We start from the raw sequence: 16,232 nt of genomic DNA, 5'->3' as shown, positions 1-16,232 counted from the left end.
GCGGCTCGGGGAACCCGCCGTCCCCCGACGAGCACGTCCACGCCCGCGCGGGCAGAGTGACGATCACGGAACAGGACACCGACCCCCGGGAGACCGCCATGACGGAATGGACCGATGCCGAACTCGAACGCATCGGGGCGGCCGAGGAGATCGACCTCGAATCGGAGCGCGGCGACGGAACGCTGCGCGCCCCCGTCACGATGTGGATGGTGCGGGACGGCGACGGCATCTTCGTCCGGTCGGTGAAGGGCCGTGAAGGCCCGTGGTTCCGCGGCGCCCAGACCCGGCACCAGGGACGCGTCCGAGCGGGCGGCATCACCAAGGACGTCACGTTCCGGGACGCCGACCCCGCCGTGTACGACCGCGTCGACGCGGCCTACCGGGAGAAGTACGGCCGCTATACAGGCATCGTCGACACCGTCCTGACCCCGCAGTCCCGCGCGGCCACCCTCCAGCTCGTACCCCGCTGAGCGGACGGACCGGCCCCGCCGCGCGCCCGAACGGCCCGTACAGGCCACATCGTGCGCACCGTGCGGAACATCGGCGCATGCCGGCCGCCGCGCTGTCGCTCGCAGCTTGCGCCTCGGCCGTCCGGAGGCGTCCTCGGGAGTGCCCGGCGCGGTCGGGCGGCGCGGGGCGGCGGCCCGTGCCAGGCTGAGGGCATATGGGCTGCGAAAGGACATTTCCATGATCACCACCGACTTCGTCCCCGGCTCCCCCTGCTGGATCGACCTCGGCGCCCCCGACGTCCCGGCCGCCGCCGCCTTCTACGGCGCCGTGCTCGGGTGGGACTACGAGTCCATGGGGGAAGGGGAGGACATGGAGGGCGGGATGTTCCGGAAGGACGGCAAGATCGTCGCCGGCCTCGGCAAGCTCACCGAGGAGGGCGCCCGCTCGGCCTGGATGATCTACTACGACGTCGCCGACGCCGATGCCACGACGCAGGCCGTCGAGCGCGCCGGCGGCACGGTGCGGGTGGCGCCGAGGGACCTCGAGGAGTGGGGCCGGATGGCTCAGTACAGCGATCCGCTGGGAGGCCAGTTCGCCGTCTGGCAGCCGGGATCGAACACGGGAGCCGAGCTGATGGACGAGCCGGGCTCACTGTCCTGGACCGAGCTGTACACGACCGACGCCGCGGCCGCCAAGGAGTTCTACGGCGGTGTCCTCGGCTGGCAGTTCGGCGACATGGAGCTGCCGGGCGGAGGAGGAACGTACAGCCTCATCACCCCCGCCGGCCTGCCCGAGGAGCGGATGCACGGCGGCCTCATGGAGATGCCCGCCGAGAACCTCGCGCTTGCCGACGGACGGCCGTACTGGCACCCGGTCTTCAACGTCACGGACTGCGACGCGGCCGTCGCCCGGGTCACCCAGAACGGTGGCACCGTCCAGATGGGACCTGATGACGCGGAAGGTGTCGGACGGCTGGCCGTCTGTGTCGACCCGGCGGGCGCGGACTTCGTCGTACTGACCCCTTCGCCGAGTGCGACCTAGGAACGGCCGTATCCGGTGGGCCGGTTCGCACGGCGCCGCGGCCGGCCGTGGTCGCGGCCGCGCGGGGCCGCCGACCCGTCCGCGTCAACAGGCGACCTCGCCCCCCCTCGGGAGAGTGTGCCCGGTTACCGTCAAGATCTGCCGCACCCTAGGGTTCTGACCTGCTGTGACACCAAATGCCCCTCCCATGGGGCCGGTCGACCGCACCAGCGTGTGCGGCCCGGAACAGAAGGACGCCATTGGCTGCCGACCGGCCCGACGACAAAGATCCGGCCCGCGCGTTGGGCCGGGCGCTGCGCGAGCTGCAGCGGCGCTCCGGGTGCACGTTGCGTTCCCTCGAGAAGAGCGTCCGCATCAGTGCTTCGTCACTGTCCCGGTATTTCCGCGGCACCACCGTTCCCCCGTGGGCGACGGTCCGCGACCTGTGCAAGGCCCTCGACGGCGACCCTGCCGACTACCGGCTCCTGTGGGAGGCCGCAGACCGGAGCCGGCGCAGACCGGTGCAGGGCTCCGGTCCGCAGGCCTCGGACGCTCCGAAGGCCGGCGACGGTCCGCCGGACGCTGCCCGGTCCAGGGCAACGCGCCGCCGTCTCTCCCTCTGGGGCGGGCGCACGGTCTGGGCGGTGGCCGGCACCGGCCTCGGGCTGGCACTGGGAGCCGCGAGTGCCGCACTCGTACAGTGGCAGTCCCTCACCCCCGGCGAGGGCGCACCCCCGGCCGCGCCCGGCGCGTCCGCCGCGGCGGACGTCCACCGGATCTTCGTGAGCCGCGCGACAGGGGCCTGCCTCGACGACAGCCTCGACATGGGCACCCGTTCCTACGCCTGCAACGGCATGTCGTACCAGCGCTGGACCGTCCGCACGGCGGCGGACGGCAGCGTGCAGCTCAGGAACCACGCGACGGGAGAGTGCCTGGACCACCATCCCGACGGACTGCGCACCGTGCCCTGCGGACCGTCCGCGTCCCAGCGGTGGACCGTCAGCGCCGGGGACGACGAGGCGGTCGAGGTCAGGAACACGACGACCCGAAGGTGTCTGGACGACAGCGCGGGAGGCGTCCAGGTGTTGTGGTGCGACCGGACCACCCGTCAGAAATGGGCCTGACGCCCGGCCCGCTCGGGGTGCTGCCGAGGCGTGGCCACGCCACCTCCACGGCGTCCAGCTCCGTGCGGTGTACCCCCTTCGAGCGGCGAACGGTGTTCCACCCTTCGCCCACCGTCCACTCGTCCCAGCCCACGTACGGGTAGTCGACGGCGCCGACGGCCGCGCCGTTCACCTCCAGCAGCCCGAGCAGTGCCCGAAGCGGACGCCCCGGGCCCAGGCCGTCCGCCGCTCGCTCCTACCCCGGCAGGTCCGTGCCCCGGACGGCCGGGGCACGGCCGGGCCGGGGTGGGAGCACCCCCAGGACCAGGCGGGCGGCAGCCGCCCAGGTGACGCGGGAGGCGAGGCGGCTGCGAACGAAGTGCATCCGCTCGAACGCCTCCTCCCGGCCGGCCAGGCATGTCTCGATCCGCGCGGCCCACGCCTCGGCATCGGCGTCGAAGTTTCCGGTGACGGGGACGATCAGATGGTCGGCGTCCGCGCCGAGGTGCTCGCGCAGCAGCTGTGCGAGGCCGCTCCTGTCGCTCACCAGCACCGGCACCCCGCGCAGGATCGCCTCCTGTCCGACCAGGCCGAACCCTTCCGACCGCGAGGGCATCACGACCAGCCCGGCCCGCAGGATGTCGGACTCCAGCTTGCGGGGGTCGGCCGCGTAGGGGCGCACCACCACGGGCAGGCCGGGGCTGCCCGACCAGGTCTGGATGAGCCGCTGCTGTTCGTCGGCCAGCTCCAGCGGCGCGCCGCGGACGAACAGCTCGATCTGCTCCCCCGCCGTCCTGGCCCGCAGATCGTGCACCAGCCCGCAGGCCCGGGCGGCCAAGTCGACCCCCTTCAGCCGGACGTCCTCGGTCCGGCCGACGAACAGCACCTTGTGCAGGCCGTCGGGCGGGGGCGTGCGCCGCGCGGAGGTGTCCACCGGACCCGCGGAGCCCCTCCCACCGGCGAACGTCGACACATCGAAGCCCGGGTCGAGGCGGAGGGGTTCGAGGACTCCGGAGCCCCAGAGCTCGTTGTCGAAGCGGCGCTTCAGCGCCGGGCCGACGGCGACCACCCGGTGGGCGGTGGCGCCCAGTTCGCGCTCGATCTCGGTGCGTTCCTCCGCCTGCCGGGCGCGTCCCCCGCTGTCGCCCAGCTTGTGCCACTCGATCTCGTCCGGCGCCATGTGGACGAAGTGCAGCCGTCGGGCCCGTGGGAAGTAGTCCTCCGTCAGGTGGGCGGCCGCCGGTCCGGTGATGCGGGCGTGTCCGATGACCAGGTCGGGCTCCATGCCGTAAGGGAGCGCGGGCCGGCGCGTGAGCCGACCGTAGTCGGGGGCACCCGGCGCGCCCGCGTGGGTGAGTAGGGTGACGCCCTTCTCCTTGGCGTCGGTCACTTCGGAGGCGTCGGCTTCGAGCACGACGCAGAAGACCTGGGCGCCCGCGGCCGCCAGCGCCGCGCAGAGGTGCCGGTTGAAGGTGCTCAGTCCGCCGCTGCCGGAGGACCATTCGGTCGCGACGACCAGCACGCAGGGCCGCTCCGAGAGAACACGGGCGGCTGCGCCTTCGGTGTCCGTCACGGGGGCTGCCGCCGGTCCCGCCCCGGTGCCGGAATGCGTGTCGGCGTGGTGCCGCGAGTTCTCGGTGCCGGGCGAGGAGCCGGTCGAACCGATCGCTCCGCTGTCGCTCAGAGCCCGGAGCAGGGGCTCCGGGTCCGCGTGACTCACGTAGGCGCCGTCCTGCAGCATCTCGCCGAGGATCCGGCCGGCCGCCGCATGCGTGGCGAGGTGCTCGAGGATGTACGGGTCCGCGGCGTCCCAGTCACGCCCACCGTTCTCTCCGAGGGGCACCCGGCGAGCCAGTCCTCGAGCCATGCACCGCTGCTGTTCCCGGACGTCGCCGGGTGTCCTGAGGTACTCGGCCAGTTCGAGGTGGAAGAGCCGGTGGACCGGGGTTCCGTCGGGTCGGGTGCTGCCGACCACCAGACTGCCGGCCCGTTCACGAAAACGCCGCAGGTCGTCGAGGGTGCAGGGGTCGCCCGTCAGCTCCTCGACCAGCGGTGCCCACAGGTGGTCCGGCAGGCCCGCCCCGTACGCGTAGGCGAGCGGGCACAGGACACGCGCCGCCCGCGCCTCGCCGATGCCGAGCCCCTGAAGCCAGCTCCTGAACAGTGAAGGCAGGTCCTCGAAGCGGGGCGGGTCGCCCTCCGCCGCCAGGGCACGGGCCGCCAGGTGCACCCTCAGGAAGGAGTGGTCCGCCCTGCGGGCGAGCTCGTCCGCGTCCGCCTCCGTACGGGCGGAGTGGCCCGGAACCTGGGCCAGCAGACGGTGGGCGACCTGCCGCACGGCGGCCTCGTCCCGGTATTCCGGAGCGTCCAGGTCGAGGACCTCGAAGTCCGCTCCGAGGGAGTCCAGATGGCTCCGGCGCGTTCCGACGAGCAGCCGCACCGCGGGCATCCCGCCGAGCGACCGTACGAAGTCGACGAGCGCGCGGTCGTACGCGGACGGGGCGATCTCGTCGAGTCCGTCGAGGACGACGACGACCGGGTCGGTCCGATCGGCGAGCGCCGCGCGTACCTGCCGCGGGGGTGAGTCCGCGGGGAGCCCGAGCGCGGTCGCCAGGTCGGCGGCGAGGGACTGCAGCCCCTTGATGACGCGGCCGGTCAGTGGGATGACGGTGAGCCCCGGCGGTGGCAGGGTCTGGGGAGCGGTGTTCAGCCGGGCCGGGCTGTCGGGGTCGGTGAGGGCCAGGAAGCGGCCGAGAAGAGCGGTCTTCCCGGAACCCGGAACTCCGGTGACCGCGATCGGCGGAGCCAGCCCGCCGGGCGACCGCACCCATTCGGCCAACCGGGCCAGGGCGCTCGTACGCCCGACGAAGAAGTCGCCCGGCTCGGCACCGTGCGCCACGCCACGGCTGCGCGGGTCGAAGTGGTCGCGGTGCTCGTGCCGCAGTCGGGCCACACCGATCGGGTCGAGGGAGTCGCGCGGCAGGTCCGGCACGTAGAGGGGGTTCGGGAAGAACGGCTGTGTCTCCTCCGGCCTGAACCCGTAGTACGAGGGCTCGATCCCGGCCCCCTGGCTCCGGAAGTGCCGGCGGATGCCCTGCATCACGTCGGTGAGGGGGAGGAAGCGTCGCCGCGGCCCGAGGGACGGACTGGTGAGCGCGTCCTCCCACGCGTCCACAAGAGACCCGGGGTGCCTGTCGCCGAGCCTCCTGGTGTGCGTGACGACGTGAAACGCGCTGCCCTGGTGCCGCTCGACGCCGTCCGGTACGGATGCCCGCCCCGCCGCTGGATCGAGGTGGCCCGTGCCGCACACGTCGAGGACGGCCAGGGCGCCTCCGGCATTGCTGTCGGCGAGCATTCCGACGAGGTCGTGGGCGGCCATGGACGTGTACGGAAGCCCCGGCTCGCTGTCCGAACCGAACAGGCGGAGTCGCTGGCCGTCGACCGAGCCGTAGCCGGCGTAGTACACGGCCAGCACGTCGTCCGGCCCGAGCCGGGACTCCCGGATCCACCGCAGGACCGCGGACCGCAGCTCGTCGGCCTGGGGTGAGGCACCCAGATCCGTGAGGACGCGCTCGTACCCGAACTCCGCGAACAGCTCGGCCATGCGGTCCGCGTCCCGGCGGGCCTCCGGAAGGTCCCGGAGGCGCAACGAACGGTAGTGGTCGACCCCGATGGCGATCAGACAGCGCCGCCCCGCGCCCGCACCGCGGCGGCCCATGTCGGTCCCGTTCACGCTCGTCCCCCTTGCTCCGGCACGCGAGCGGACAACCCCGTCACGCCCTGCCGTTCCCCGCCCGCTCCCCGCGGGCCGACGCTGGTACGCCGTACCCCCGACCTTAGGACAGACGGGGGCGCCGCACCGCGCCCCACCGGCAACTCGCGGCGGACGAAAGCACGTTCACCACCCCTGCCGCGGAGGATGCCGTGTTGTCCGCGCCGTTCAGTGGGCCATCACCGTGCTCGGCACCCTCAGGCTGTTGCGGAGCCGGTCGGCGGATTCGGCGGTGACCAGGAGTTCGACCAGGCCGGAGATCTGACCGGGGGCGTGGTCGATGAAGACGTCCTCGATGTTGACGCCCGCCGCGCCCACGTCGGTGAAGAGCCGGGCCAGTTCGCCGGGCTGGTCGCCGATCAGCACGGAGACGGTGACGTAGGTGCCCTGGGGTGCACCGCGCTTCTGGGGCAGTCGGCCGTGGCCGGCGCATCCGCGGTTCAGCAGTCCGGTCAGTGCCGCGGCGCCGGTGGCGCGGCCGGCTTCGTCGTCGACGGCCAGGGCGCGCAGGGCTCCGACGGCCTCGTCGAGGTCCTGGGCCAGTTCGTCCAGGATGTCGGCGACGCCATCGGCGTTGGCGGAGAGGATTCCGAGCCAGAGCTCGGGGTCACCGCCCGCGATGCGCGTGACGTCCCGTACGCCCTGACCGGACAGGCCCACCTCCGCGTCGGTCGCGTGTTGCAGGCGGGCCGCCATGAGGCTGGCGACCAGGTGTGGGGTGTGGGAGACGAGCGCGACGGCCCGGTCGTGTCCGTGCGGGTCCATGACCAGCGGGGTCGCGCCGCACAGGTCGAGCATGCTCCGTACGGTCCGCCAGGTCTCGGCGGAGGTGGTGGGGGTCGGTACGAGCGCCCACACGCGTCCTTCGAAGAGGTCGGCGCGGGCGGCCAACGGCCCTGAGCGTTCCCCTCCCGCCATGGGGTGGCCGCCCAGAAAGGTGCGGGTGTCGCAGCAGGCGGCTTCGATGGCGTCGAGTGCCTGGGCCTTGACGCTGGCCACGTCGGTGTAGGCGTGGGCGATGCCCCGGCGCTGGGCGTCGGCGAGGGTGGTCGCGATGTCCGCCGGAGGGACGGCGAGCACCGCCAGGTCGACGGTGCCGGGTGGCTCTTCGGCGTGGCCCGCCCCGAGTGCGGCGGCTGTCAGAGCCGCCATGGGTTCCTTGTCGCTCAGGTAGACGGTGACGCCTTTGGCCGACAGGGACAGGGCGATGGACGTGCCGATCAGGCCGGCGCCGACGACGACGGCAGTGCGCAACATGGTGTGCCTCATCTGTTCTTCGACAGCAAGGACTCGACCGGTCCGGTCGCGTGGGGTGCCCGTGGGAGAGCGGGGGTGGGGAAGTGACTGCTTCACGCCATCTCGACGCCGGGGCCCGGGTTCGGGCACTACTCGGGCGCGGGCTGGTTCGTGAGGTCTTCCGCGAACAGCTCCCAGATCTCGGCGTAGCCGTGGACGAGCTCCGACATCTGGGCCTTGCAGTGGGCGGGGACGCTCTCCACGAACCGCTGGCGGTCGCGGGCCACCAGGGCGGCGGCATCCAGCATGCGCAAGATGTGACGGCCCATCTCGTTGAGCCGCATCGAGGGGTCGCGGCGCAGGATGTCGAAGATCGATCCGAGTTCGGCGGGTGATCTGGTGGCGGCCGTGCGGCGCTGCGGCGGCCGGTAGGCCGACTGCTCCGGGGATGTCTCGGCGGCCGTGTGACCGCGCTGGCGGGAGGGGACGGGGTCTTCGCCGCGCATGACCCGGCTGCGGACGTCCGCGACGGTCGCGGGCGAGATGCCTGCCTGGCGGGCTATGGTCCGCAGCGAGGCTGTGGGGTTCTGCTTGACCAGTTCGCCGGCGAGCCTTCTGCCATGGGTGGAGTCGACGGGCCGGGAGCGGCCGTCGAGCCCGATCCTGCGGTCGGGCTGGAGGAGCGTGCCGGCGGCGTTGTGGCGTATTTCCGAGACCTTACGGGCGGACAGTCCGGCCACCGCGGCGACGGCCCGGTCCGACCATTCGGGATGTGAGGCGAAGATGCGTTCAGCGGCGGCGGTGCGGTCCTCCAGGGACAGCGGGCGGCCGTGGGAGACGTTGAGGGCTACTGCGAGGAGATCGGCGTCGGTCGTGTCGCCGTCGAAGTAGCGGACCTTGATGAACATCTGCCCGTTGGCCTGGGCGGCTCGCAGGCGGTGGACTCCGTCGACGACCCGCATGGTCGGACGGTGCACGAGGATCGGCGGGAGTTCCGCCTCGACCTCGGCGAGGGTTCTGGTGTATTCGCTGTCCACGCCGCCCATGCGGGGGGTGTGGGTGACGTGCAGTTCGTCCAGGTGGGCGAGTTCTACGGTTCCGTCATTGAGGCTCTTGTCACGCAGCGCGAGCAGGTATTCCGAACTGCTGCGTGTGCACGGTCTTTCGAGTTGCTCGGCTGTCATGGCGACACTTTCTGGTCGTGCGTGCGTTGCGGGCCGGGGCAGGTGTCCTACTGCCATCCGGAGTCCCGTACGTCGCCGGTGGTCGGGGGGGCCTGCCAGCCGGAGTCGTCGTTGTCGTCGTCGCCCTCACCGTTGGTCGGGTTGGGCGTCTGCCAGCCGGAGTCGTCCTTGTCGCCGTCGCCCTCACCGTTGGTCGGGATGGGCGTCTGCCAGCCGGAGTCGTCCTTGTCGCCGTCGCCCTCACCGTTGGTCCCGGCGAGCTGCTCTCTCTGCGCGTCGGCGGCGGTGACGATGGTGGTGTCGGTGGCGTCCGCGGCCCAGGCGGCGGGTGCGCCCAGGAGAAGGGCACCGGTGGCGACGCTGCTGAGAATGAGCTGACGAATCATGGTGTTTCCCTGTCCTGCTCGGGGGGCTTGCTGCGATGAACATGAGTGTTCTCCGCGGCCCATTGGGAGCAGAAGGGGCTTCGAGACGGGCAAAGCGGCCTTGGCACATTCAGTCCAGCCCGCCCGCCACTGGAGGCGTCAATTCCGCCCTCTTTGCAGGGAAGTTCGATCGACCAGTGCGGCTATTCGTCCAGGTGGGGACGGAACAGCGGTACCTCGGCGGACACCAACTCCCACCGTGCGAGGGGCGGATGGGCCACGACGGCGCGTATCCAGGCCAGCCGGCCGGCCGCTTCCGCCCTGTCCAGGGTCGGCGCATGCACGTAGACGCCGACGACCGGGGAGGGCGTGGCGTCGGCGTGCACGCTGACGTGCTCGATTCGGTCCGCGTCGACGTCGCGCGCCTGCATCAGCAGGGCCGCGACGGACTCGGGCAGCCGTTCGCCTTCGGGGTGCGGGAGAAGGCGGAGGTGGACAAGATACACAGGGAGAACCTTCCCGAGGGAAAGCGGAATCTCACGTACAAAGGAGCAGTAAGTGCGCTGACGGTGGCGAACCGGTATCGCCCGAAGGATCGTTCTGGTGCCCCGGCGGACGTCCGCAAGGGCGTCGGGTCGCATCTCGCGGAGCTGTTCGCGGGCCCTGACTCAACCCACTTCCACGGAGAGGGAACAGGGCGGCCGACAACGCCGTTGGAAACAGCGGGAGTGGAGGGAAATCCTGATGCCTCGAACCTCGCCTCTCGGTTAGGGTTGGCAAGAACGTCCCTCGAATGCGTGTACGCAACCGTGGTGCGCTCGGTTGCGTCTGCCTGGACTGGAGTACTCAACGGAGATGGAAGCCAGATGCTGATCAACCTCGGGCTCGACGCCGTCGCGGAGACTGTCTACCGAGGGATGCTGGCGAATCCCGGCGACTCCCTCTCCGAGCTGGGGAGCCGGCTGGACATCCCCGAGGACGATCTGCGCGGAGCGCTGGACAAACTCAGCGAGCTCGCCCTGGTGCGGGCTTCCTCGGACGACCCGAGTCAGGTGCATGCGGTCGACCCCCACCTCGGCATGGAAATCCTTCTTGCGCGCCAGCAGGCCGAGTTAGCGGCCCAGCAGCAACGTGTCGAATCGAGTCGCGCGGCGGCCGCCCGACTCATCTCCGAGTTCGCACACGAACATTCCTCCCGCTCCAATGCCTCTGTCCGATATCTCGAGGGTGTCGATACCATTCGGGACTACCTCGCAGCCCTGAACAGTCAAGTCGAAAAGGAATTCCTTACTTTTGCCCCCGGGGGCGCTCAGACAGCGGCGAACATGCAGGCGTCGCGCCCACTCAACAGACGGTTGCTTGAGCGGGGAATCAGTATGCGCACGATATACCTGGACAGCATTCGCCGCGACCAGCCCAGTGTTGAACACGCAGAATGGCTCACATCCAACGGTGCTCATGTCCGGACCGCTCCTTCGCTGCCCAACCGGATGATCATTTGCGATCGTCGGGAAGCCATCATCGCCACCGACAGCGACAACACCGAAATGGGCGCGGTCGCCATCAGTTCACCCGGCCTGATCTCCTCCTTGTGCGCACTGTTCGAGAGCGAGTGGCGCTCCGCACAGCCGCTGGGCGTCACGCCCGCGCAACAGCCGGGCGAACTGACTCCGCAGCAGGTCACGGCGCTGCACCTGCTGGCCCAGGGGGCCACGGACGAGTCGATCGCGAAGAAGCTCGGCGTCTCTCCCCGTACGGCACGGCGCATTGCCACGGGACTGCTCACGCATCTCAACGCGCGTAGTCGCTTCCAGGCCGGCGTCCACGCCGTGCAGGAGGGTTACCTTCCGACTTCCCCGGAATGACCGATTGAAGCTGAACATCCCATTGATCAGGGCTTGTTGACTCTCGCCACTTTCACCCCCTCTCCGGACCCTGACCAGGCCTGGGGCGCATGTTTGGCTGACGTCCGAGAGCGGCGGTCGCTGCTCAACAGCGATACAGGACGGTTTCGTACACGGGCAGTCCCGTTCCCGCCCACGTCTGTCCGAGGTCCCTGCGCACCCTGCCCGCGCGGCGCTCCGGCGTCGCCCGCCGGCGATCGCCCCTCGGCTCCCGTTCTTCCTCGGGGACTCCCCCGCGTAAATCATTCCGCCCTCCGCCGGAATATGGACACGTGCGTGTTCCGGAATGAACGCAGTAGATTCAACGGCCTGGGGCGGACTCCTGCCCCGCCAATTCACCGGCGCGGCCGACGGACTTGTCCGCCGCTGTACGGCGCCTTCGCGCAGCCGGCCGCAATGCTGCGCTGCCCGGTGACCTTTCCTCAACGATCCGGTGACACATTCACGAGGGGACACCCATGTCCGATCACAGGAGCGGTCTCACCGTCGGCACCACCCTGCCGAGGCTCTCCCGCGCCGACGTCGACCGTGCCGCACTGCGCCTCGCCACAAGGGTTCTGCGCACCCCCGTCATCCGTAGCGACCAGCTGGACGCCCTGTGCGGCGCGCGGCTGTGGCTGAAGGCCGAGAACCTCCAGCGCGGCGGGTCCTTCAAGGTTCGCGGCGCGCTTCTCGCCGTCGAGGAACTGGCCGTCGCCGGTAGTCGGGGTGTGGTGGCCCAGAGCACCGGCAACCACGCGATCGCGGTGTCCCTCGCGGCCCGCGCGCACGCACTGCCCACCCTGATCGTGCTGCCGTCCGACGCGCCCCCCGCCAAGGTCCGGCGTATCCGGGAGGCCGGCGCGCAGGTGGTGTTCGCGGGGACGACACTCGCCGAGCGCGTCACCGCCGTCGAGGACCTTCGGGAGCTGCACGGCTACGACGTCGTCGACCCCTACGAGAACCCGCAGGTCGTCGTCGGCCAGGGAACCGCCACGGCCGAACTGCTCGACCAGGCCGCCGCGGAGGGCGTCCGCCTGGACACCGTCGTCGTCCCCGTCGGCGGGGGCAGCGCCCTCGCGGGTGCCTGCCTGGCCTCGTCCGGGCACGGGGCGGCCGTCGTCGGCGCGGAGCCGGAGGCCGTGCCCGCCTTCACCGCGGCGCTGCGCGCGGGCGTGCCGGTCACGGTGGACACCCTGCCCACCATCGCCGACGGGCTGCGCCCCGACCGTATCGGCGCTCTTCCCTTCGCCCTCGCCTCCCCCGTCGCCGAGCGGGTGCTGACCGTTTCCGAGGAAGCGATCACCGACGGCCTGCGCGCCGCGCTGCTGCGGGCCCGGCTGCTCGTCGAGCCGGCGGCCGCGACCGCACTGGCCGGAGCGCTCGAGTACGCGTCCGGGCCGGGCCGGGGCACCGACATCGGAGTTCTGCTGTCCGGCGGGAACGTCGAGCCGGGCCTGATCTCCACCGTGCTCGCCGGCCCGACCGGCCTCGCACACAGGGCCGTTGCGAGCTGAGCGCCCGCCACGCGCGCACGCCTCGGCCCGAGGACGGTCGTCACCGTCTTCGGGCCGAGGTGTGCGTGCTGTGATGCCGGACTACTTGCCGGCCATGGCCTCGATAAGGCTCTTGGGGCGCATGTCGGTCCAGGACTTCTCTATGAAGGCGAGGCAGTCCTCCCGGCTCGCCTCGCCGTACACGGAATTCCAGCCCTCGGGCACATCCACGAAGACGGGCCAGAGGGAGTGCTGCCCCTCGTCGTTTACGAGGACCAGGTAGCTGGCATTGGGGTCGTCGAACGGATTCGTCACCACACTGTCCTTTCTCAGGCGAACAACTCTGATCACGCCGGTGACCACACCCATGGGCCAGGTGCAGGAATTCCACACGTACGCGATCCACAATTCAGATCTCGCGGAGTGCCACGGGTCCGCGGCGATTCACTATGACTCGCTTCGCATCGAGCCGACAACACCCCTCGGGCTGTGCGCCACATCGGCTGCGACCAACGGACCACGCAGGGCGTGCGGGGGTGTTCAACCGCGACTGCGCGTCAGTTGAACACCCCTGAGCCTCTTGCCAAAAGACGCTCTGCCTAGTAGCAGGCCGGCCACGTTGCTCGTCGGCGGGCACGCTGTGCCCACGTGGGAGTATCCACGGAATTCATGGAAACCGCGTCAGGCCGATCGCTGTATGTCAGATTCCGCCTCCTGCTCCTTGAACTGCGTGTGGTAGAGCGATGCGTACTGGCCCCCCTGTGCCAACAATTCCTCGTGCGTGCCTCGTTCACGAATGCGGCCCGCGTCGACGACCAGGATCTGGTCGGCCTCCCGGATGGTGGAGAGGCGGTGTGCGATCACAAGCGACGTACGACCAGCCAGCGCGCCCTTGAGGGCCCGCTGGATCGCGGCCTCCGACTCCGAGTCCAGATGCGCGGTGGCCTCGTCGAGGACCACGATCGGGGGCGACTTGAGCAGCAGCCGCGCCAGGGCGATCCGCTGCTTCTCGCCGCCCGACAGCCGGTGCCCGCGGTCACCGACGACGGTGTCCAGACCGTTCGGCAAGGCCGAGATCGAACCCCAGATCAGCGCCGCCCTGCAAGCCTCGACCACCTCCTCCTCGGTCGCATCGGGGCGCGCGTAGAGGAGGTTGGCGCGGATCGTGTCGTGGAACATGTGCGTCTCCTGGCTGACCACGCCCACCGTCTCGCTCAGGGACTGGAGCGTCACGTCCCGCACATCGTGGCCACCGACCCGGACGGTGCCGGAGGTCGCCTCGTACAGCCGGGGCACCAGCTGGGTGATCGTGGTCTTGCCGGCGCCGGAGGGGCCGACGAGTGCCGTCAGCTGTCCGGCCGGAGCGGTGAAGCTCAGCTCCTTGAGGATCCAGGCGCTGTCGCTCCGGTCCCGCTCGCGCAGCGCGATCGGTTCCAGGGAGGCCAACGAGACCTCCTCGGCGGTCGGGTAGCGGAACGAGACCCGGTCGAACTCGACCTCCAGACCACCGGCCCCGGCGTCCGCGCCCCCGGCCTGCTCCTCTCCTACGGAGCGGAGCGCGTGCGCGCCGGGCTTCTCGGCGACGAGGGGCTTCAAGTCCAGGATCTCGAAGATCCGGTCGAAGCTGACGAGCACCGTCAGCACCTGGATCTGCAGGCCGGAGAGCTGGTTGATCGGTCCGTACATCCGGAACAACAGCGTCACCATCGCGACGAGCGTGCCGATCTGGAGCGTTCCGGCGATCACCAGGTTTCCGCCGAAGCCGTACACGATCGCCGTCGTCATCGAGGTGAGGACCGTGATGACGATGAAGAACATCCGGCCGTGCACGACGTTCAGCGCGGTGATGTCGCGGACGCGGCCCGCCTTCTCCTCGAAGAGCGCCGCCTCCGAGGCCGGCCGGCCGTACAGCTTGGCGAGCTCCGCGCCCGAGACGTTGAAGCGCTCGCTCATCATCGAGCCCATCTCGCCGTCGAGGTTCATCCGCTCGCGGGTCAGCCGCTGGAGCTTGCGGCCGATGATGCGGGCCGGGAAGAGGAACAGCGGCACCATCGCCAGGGCGACGAGGGTGATCTCCCACGACAGGTAGATCATCGTGCTCACGACGATGGCCAGGGTCAGGAGCGCCGAGACCGCCTGTGTCAGCAGTGAGGTGATCGCCTGCCTGGTTCCGGCGATGTCCGTGTTGAGCCTGCTGACGAGCGCTCCCGTCTGCACCCGCGAGAAGAAGGCGAGAGGTTGCCGCTGCACATGCTCGAAGACCTCGGTCCGCAGGTCGTAGACGAGTCCCTCGCCGATCCTGCCCGAACAGCGGGCCTCGACGTAGAGGACGAACGACTCCATCAGGGCCAGCAGCACGATGCCGAAGGCCAGCATCACGACGATCTCGAACTTCTTCGGCACGATGCCGTCGTCGATCATGAATTTCAGCATCAGCGGGCTGGCGGCGGTGATCGCGCCGCAGGCGATGCTCGCGAGGACCAGGACCGCCAGCTGCTTCCGGTAGCGAACGGCGTACGGGACGATGCGCCGCAGCGTGCCCGGCCTGATCTTCTGGCGGCTCATCCTGTCTTTGTCGAGATTGTTTCCGGAGGTAAGTCTTGGGCCGCCTATGAGGGCCATGGAGAAAACTCCTCGCTTGTGGGTGTGAGAGCCCTTTCCGTCCGATCGGTAGGCGGTGCGGCGGCCTGAAGGACGGCCGCCGCGGACGCGTTGCGGTGGAGTGGGGTGCCGTTGCCGGCCCCCGTGCGGAGGCGCGGGCGGAGTGCGGGGTGGGTTCGTCCCCGAGCAGGTGGAGCCGGCGCGCCGAACGTGTAGGCGCAGGTATCCGGGTTCGGGTGTGGGTTTCGCGTTGTGCGCACAAGGCGCTCGGGGCCGCCGCGGATGGTGGAGACGGCCGCCTCGGAAAGCGGCTGGAAGGGCGTCGGAGTGGTCGTGGTTGTCACCATGGGCATGTGGGTTCTGCGCTTTCTGTCGCCCAGGGAAGTCCCTTGTCGAGAGGCCCCGGGTCGGTGTGGCGAAAGGCCCGCCCGTCAGCCGTTGTTCTCCGGCTTCGGGGCGTCGTGGATGACCTCCTGCGCGTAGAAGGCCTTGACGCGGGAGAGGAATCTGCGGCGGCTCGGCTTGGCGGCCGTGCCGGGGCGCGGGCCCGGGTCGAGGGCGTCGAGGATCACCTTGCGCCGGATCTCGGCGACGGCGATGGCGTCGAGGGCTGGGGCGGCGATCGGCAGCGATGCGGCCTCGCCGGACGGCGCGGACGGCGCCGGGGCGACGGCCTCGGGAGCCGGAGCCTCGGCCTGCGGCGCCTCGCCGCACGGCCGGGTGGTGCCGGCGCGGTGCTCCGGCTCGGAGGTGGAGGCGGTCGAGGGGGTCGAGGGGGTCGAGGAGTTGGAGGTGGTCGAGGAGGGGATCGCGATAGACATGGGAAATACGCCTTCTGTCGCCAGGAACGGATTGATGTGGGGTCGCTGAATCGCCCCCGAACCGAACTGAGTGGTCGAGCCGTCGGCGCCCGGGGTCGTGGAACCATCGGGCAGTGGGCCGTCGGGCTGTTCGGGGGCTTGGACCCGCAGGGCCTGTGTCTTCAGGGCCTTCGTAGTCGTGCCTTGCCTGCGCGAGCGGAGACCCCGCTCGTTCCGGGGGCGGGGGGCGGGGGGTGGGGGCGCGCGCGGGGCCCCCCCCCCCGGGCGCGAGGGGGGCGCAGCGGCGCGCGCCGCCGCGCCA

The 16,232-nt window shown here is 70.7% G+C and carries 13 protein-coding genes; 5 read left to right on the top strand and 8 right to left on the bottom strand.

Annotated features, from left to right (window positions below; translation table 11 throughout):
* Positions 1-98 precede the first annotated feature (98 nt).
* The 3 genes from ACFVZW_RS00070 to ACFVZW_RS00060 all read left to right on the top strand — a co-directional run bounded on the left by ACFVZW_RS00070 (position 99) and on the right by ACFVZW_RS00060 (position 2,594).
* The gene (locus ACFVZW_RS00070) at positions 99-470 is read left to right on the top strand and encodes a DUF2255 family protein (protein WP_384514347.1); all 372 of its coding nucleotides are present in this window, start codon (positions 99-101) and stop codon (positions 468-470) included.
* Positions 471-687: 217 nt separating this feature from the next.
* Positions 688-1,491, top strand: a complete 804-nt coding sequence (locus ACFVZW_RS00065; protein WP_384514344.1) for a VOC family protein — start codon at positions 688-690, stop codon at positions 1,489-1,491.
* Positions 1,492-1,730: 239 nt separating this feature from the next.
* A complete protein-coding gene (locus tag ACFVZW_RS00060; RefSeq protein ID WP_384514341.1) occupies positions 1,731-2,594 on the top strand; it encodes a helix-turn-helix domain-containing protein in 864 nt (287 codons plus the stop codon).
* 235 nt (positions 2,595-2,829) lie between these two features.
* Here ACFVZW_RS00060 and ACFVZW_RS00055 read toward each other — a convergent pair whose 3' ends face one another.
* The 5 genes from ACFVZW_RS00055 to ACFVZW_RS00035 form a co-directional block, all read right to left on the bottom strand.
* Positions 2,830-6,306 (bottom strand): glycosyltransferase, encoded by a 3,477-nt coding sequence (locus ACFVZW_RS00055; RefSeq protein WP_384514338.1) that lies wholly within the window; start codon positions 6,304-6,306, stop codon positions 2,830-2,832.
* 207 nt (positions 6,307-6,513) lie between these two features.
* Positions 6,514-7,599, bottom strand: coding sequence for a prephenate dehydrogenase (locus ACFVZW_RS00050; protein WP_384515018.1), 1,086 nt, complete (start codon positions 7,597-7,599; stop codon positions 6,514-6,516).
* Between the two features lie 131 nt (positions 7,600-7,730).
* Positions 7,731-8,765, bottom strand: coding sequence for a ParB/RepB/Spo0J family partition protein (locus ACFVZW_RS00045; RefSeq protein WP_384514336.1), 1,035 nt, complete (start codon positions 8,763-8,765; stop codon positions 7,731-7,733).
* A 47-nt stretch (positions 8,766-8,812) separates the two neighbouring features.
* The gene (locus tag ACFVZW_RS00040) at positions 8,813-9,151 is read right to left on the bottom strand and encodes a hypothetical protein (protein WP_384514333.1); all 339 of its coding nucleotides are present in this window, start codon (positions 9,149-9,151) and stop codon (positions 8,813-8,815) included.
* A gap of 182 nt (positions 9,152-9,333) precedes the next feature.
* The gene (locus tag ACFVZW_RS00035; protein WP_384514330.1) at positions 9,334-9,636 is read right to left on the bottom strand and encodes a hypothetical protein; all 303 of its coding nucleotides are present in this window, start codon (positions 9,634-9,636) and stop codon (positions 9,334-9,336) included.
* Positions 9,637-9,996: 360 nt separating this feature from the next.
* On the opposite strand from ACFVZW_RS00035, the gene ACFVZW_RS00030 reads away from it, so the two are divergent.
* Entirely contained in the window at positions 9,997-10,995 is a 999-nt protein-coding gene (locus ACFVZW_RS00030; protein ID WP_384514327.1) for a LuxR C-terminal-related transcriptional regulator, read from the top strand.
* 497 nt (positions 10,996-11,492) lie between these two features.
* The gene (locus tag ACFVZW_RS00025; RefSeq protein ID WP_384514324.1) at positions 11,493-12,530 is read left to right on the top strand and encodes a threonine/serine dehydratase; all 1,038 of its coding nucleotides are present in this window, start codon (positions 11,493-11,495) and stop codon (positions 12,528-12,530) included.
* An 81-nt stretch (positions 12,531-12,611) separates the two neighbouring features.
* On the opposite strand, the gene ACFVZW_RS00020 is transcribed toward ACFVZW_RS00025, so the two are convergent.
* From ACFVZW_RS00020 to ACFVZW_RS00010, 3 genes are all read right to left on the bottom strand, one after another.
* Positions 12,612-12,824: an MbtH family protein gene (locus ACFVZW_RS00020; protein WP_362356640.1), complete on the bottom strand. Its 213-nt coding sequence runs from the start codon at positions 12,822-12,824 to the stop codon at positions 12,612-12,614.
* Between the two features lie 366 nt (positions 12,825-13,190).
* Positions 13,191-15,074, bottom strand: coding sequence for an ABC transporter ATP-binding protein (locus ACFVZW_RS00015; protein WP_384514320.1), 1,884 nt, complete (start codon positions 15,072-15,074; stop codon positions 13,191-13,193).
* Positions 15,075-15,541: 467 nt separating this feature from the next.
* Positions 15,542-15,931: a hypothetical protein gene (locus tag ACFVZW_RS00010; protein WP_384514317.1), complete on the bottom strand. Its 390-nt coding sequence runs from the start codon at positions 15,929-15,931 to the stop codon at positions 15,542-15,544.
* Positions 15,932-16,232: the final 301 nt, after the last annotated feature.

Source organism: Streptomyces sp. NPDC059567 (assembly GCF_042735655.1).
Taxonomy (GTDB): domain Bacteria; phylum Actinomycetota; class Actinomycetes; order Streptomycetales; family Streptomycetaceae; genus Streptomyces.
This window is presented reverse-complemented; position numbering and strand designations above follow the sequence as displayed.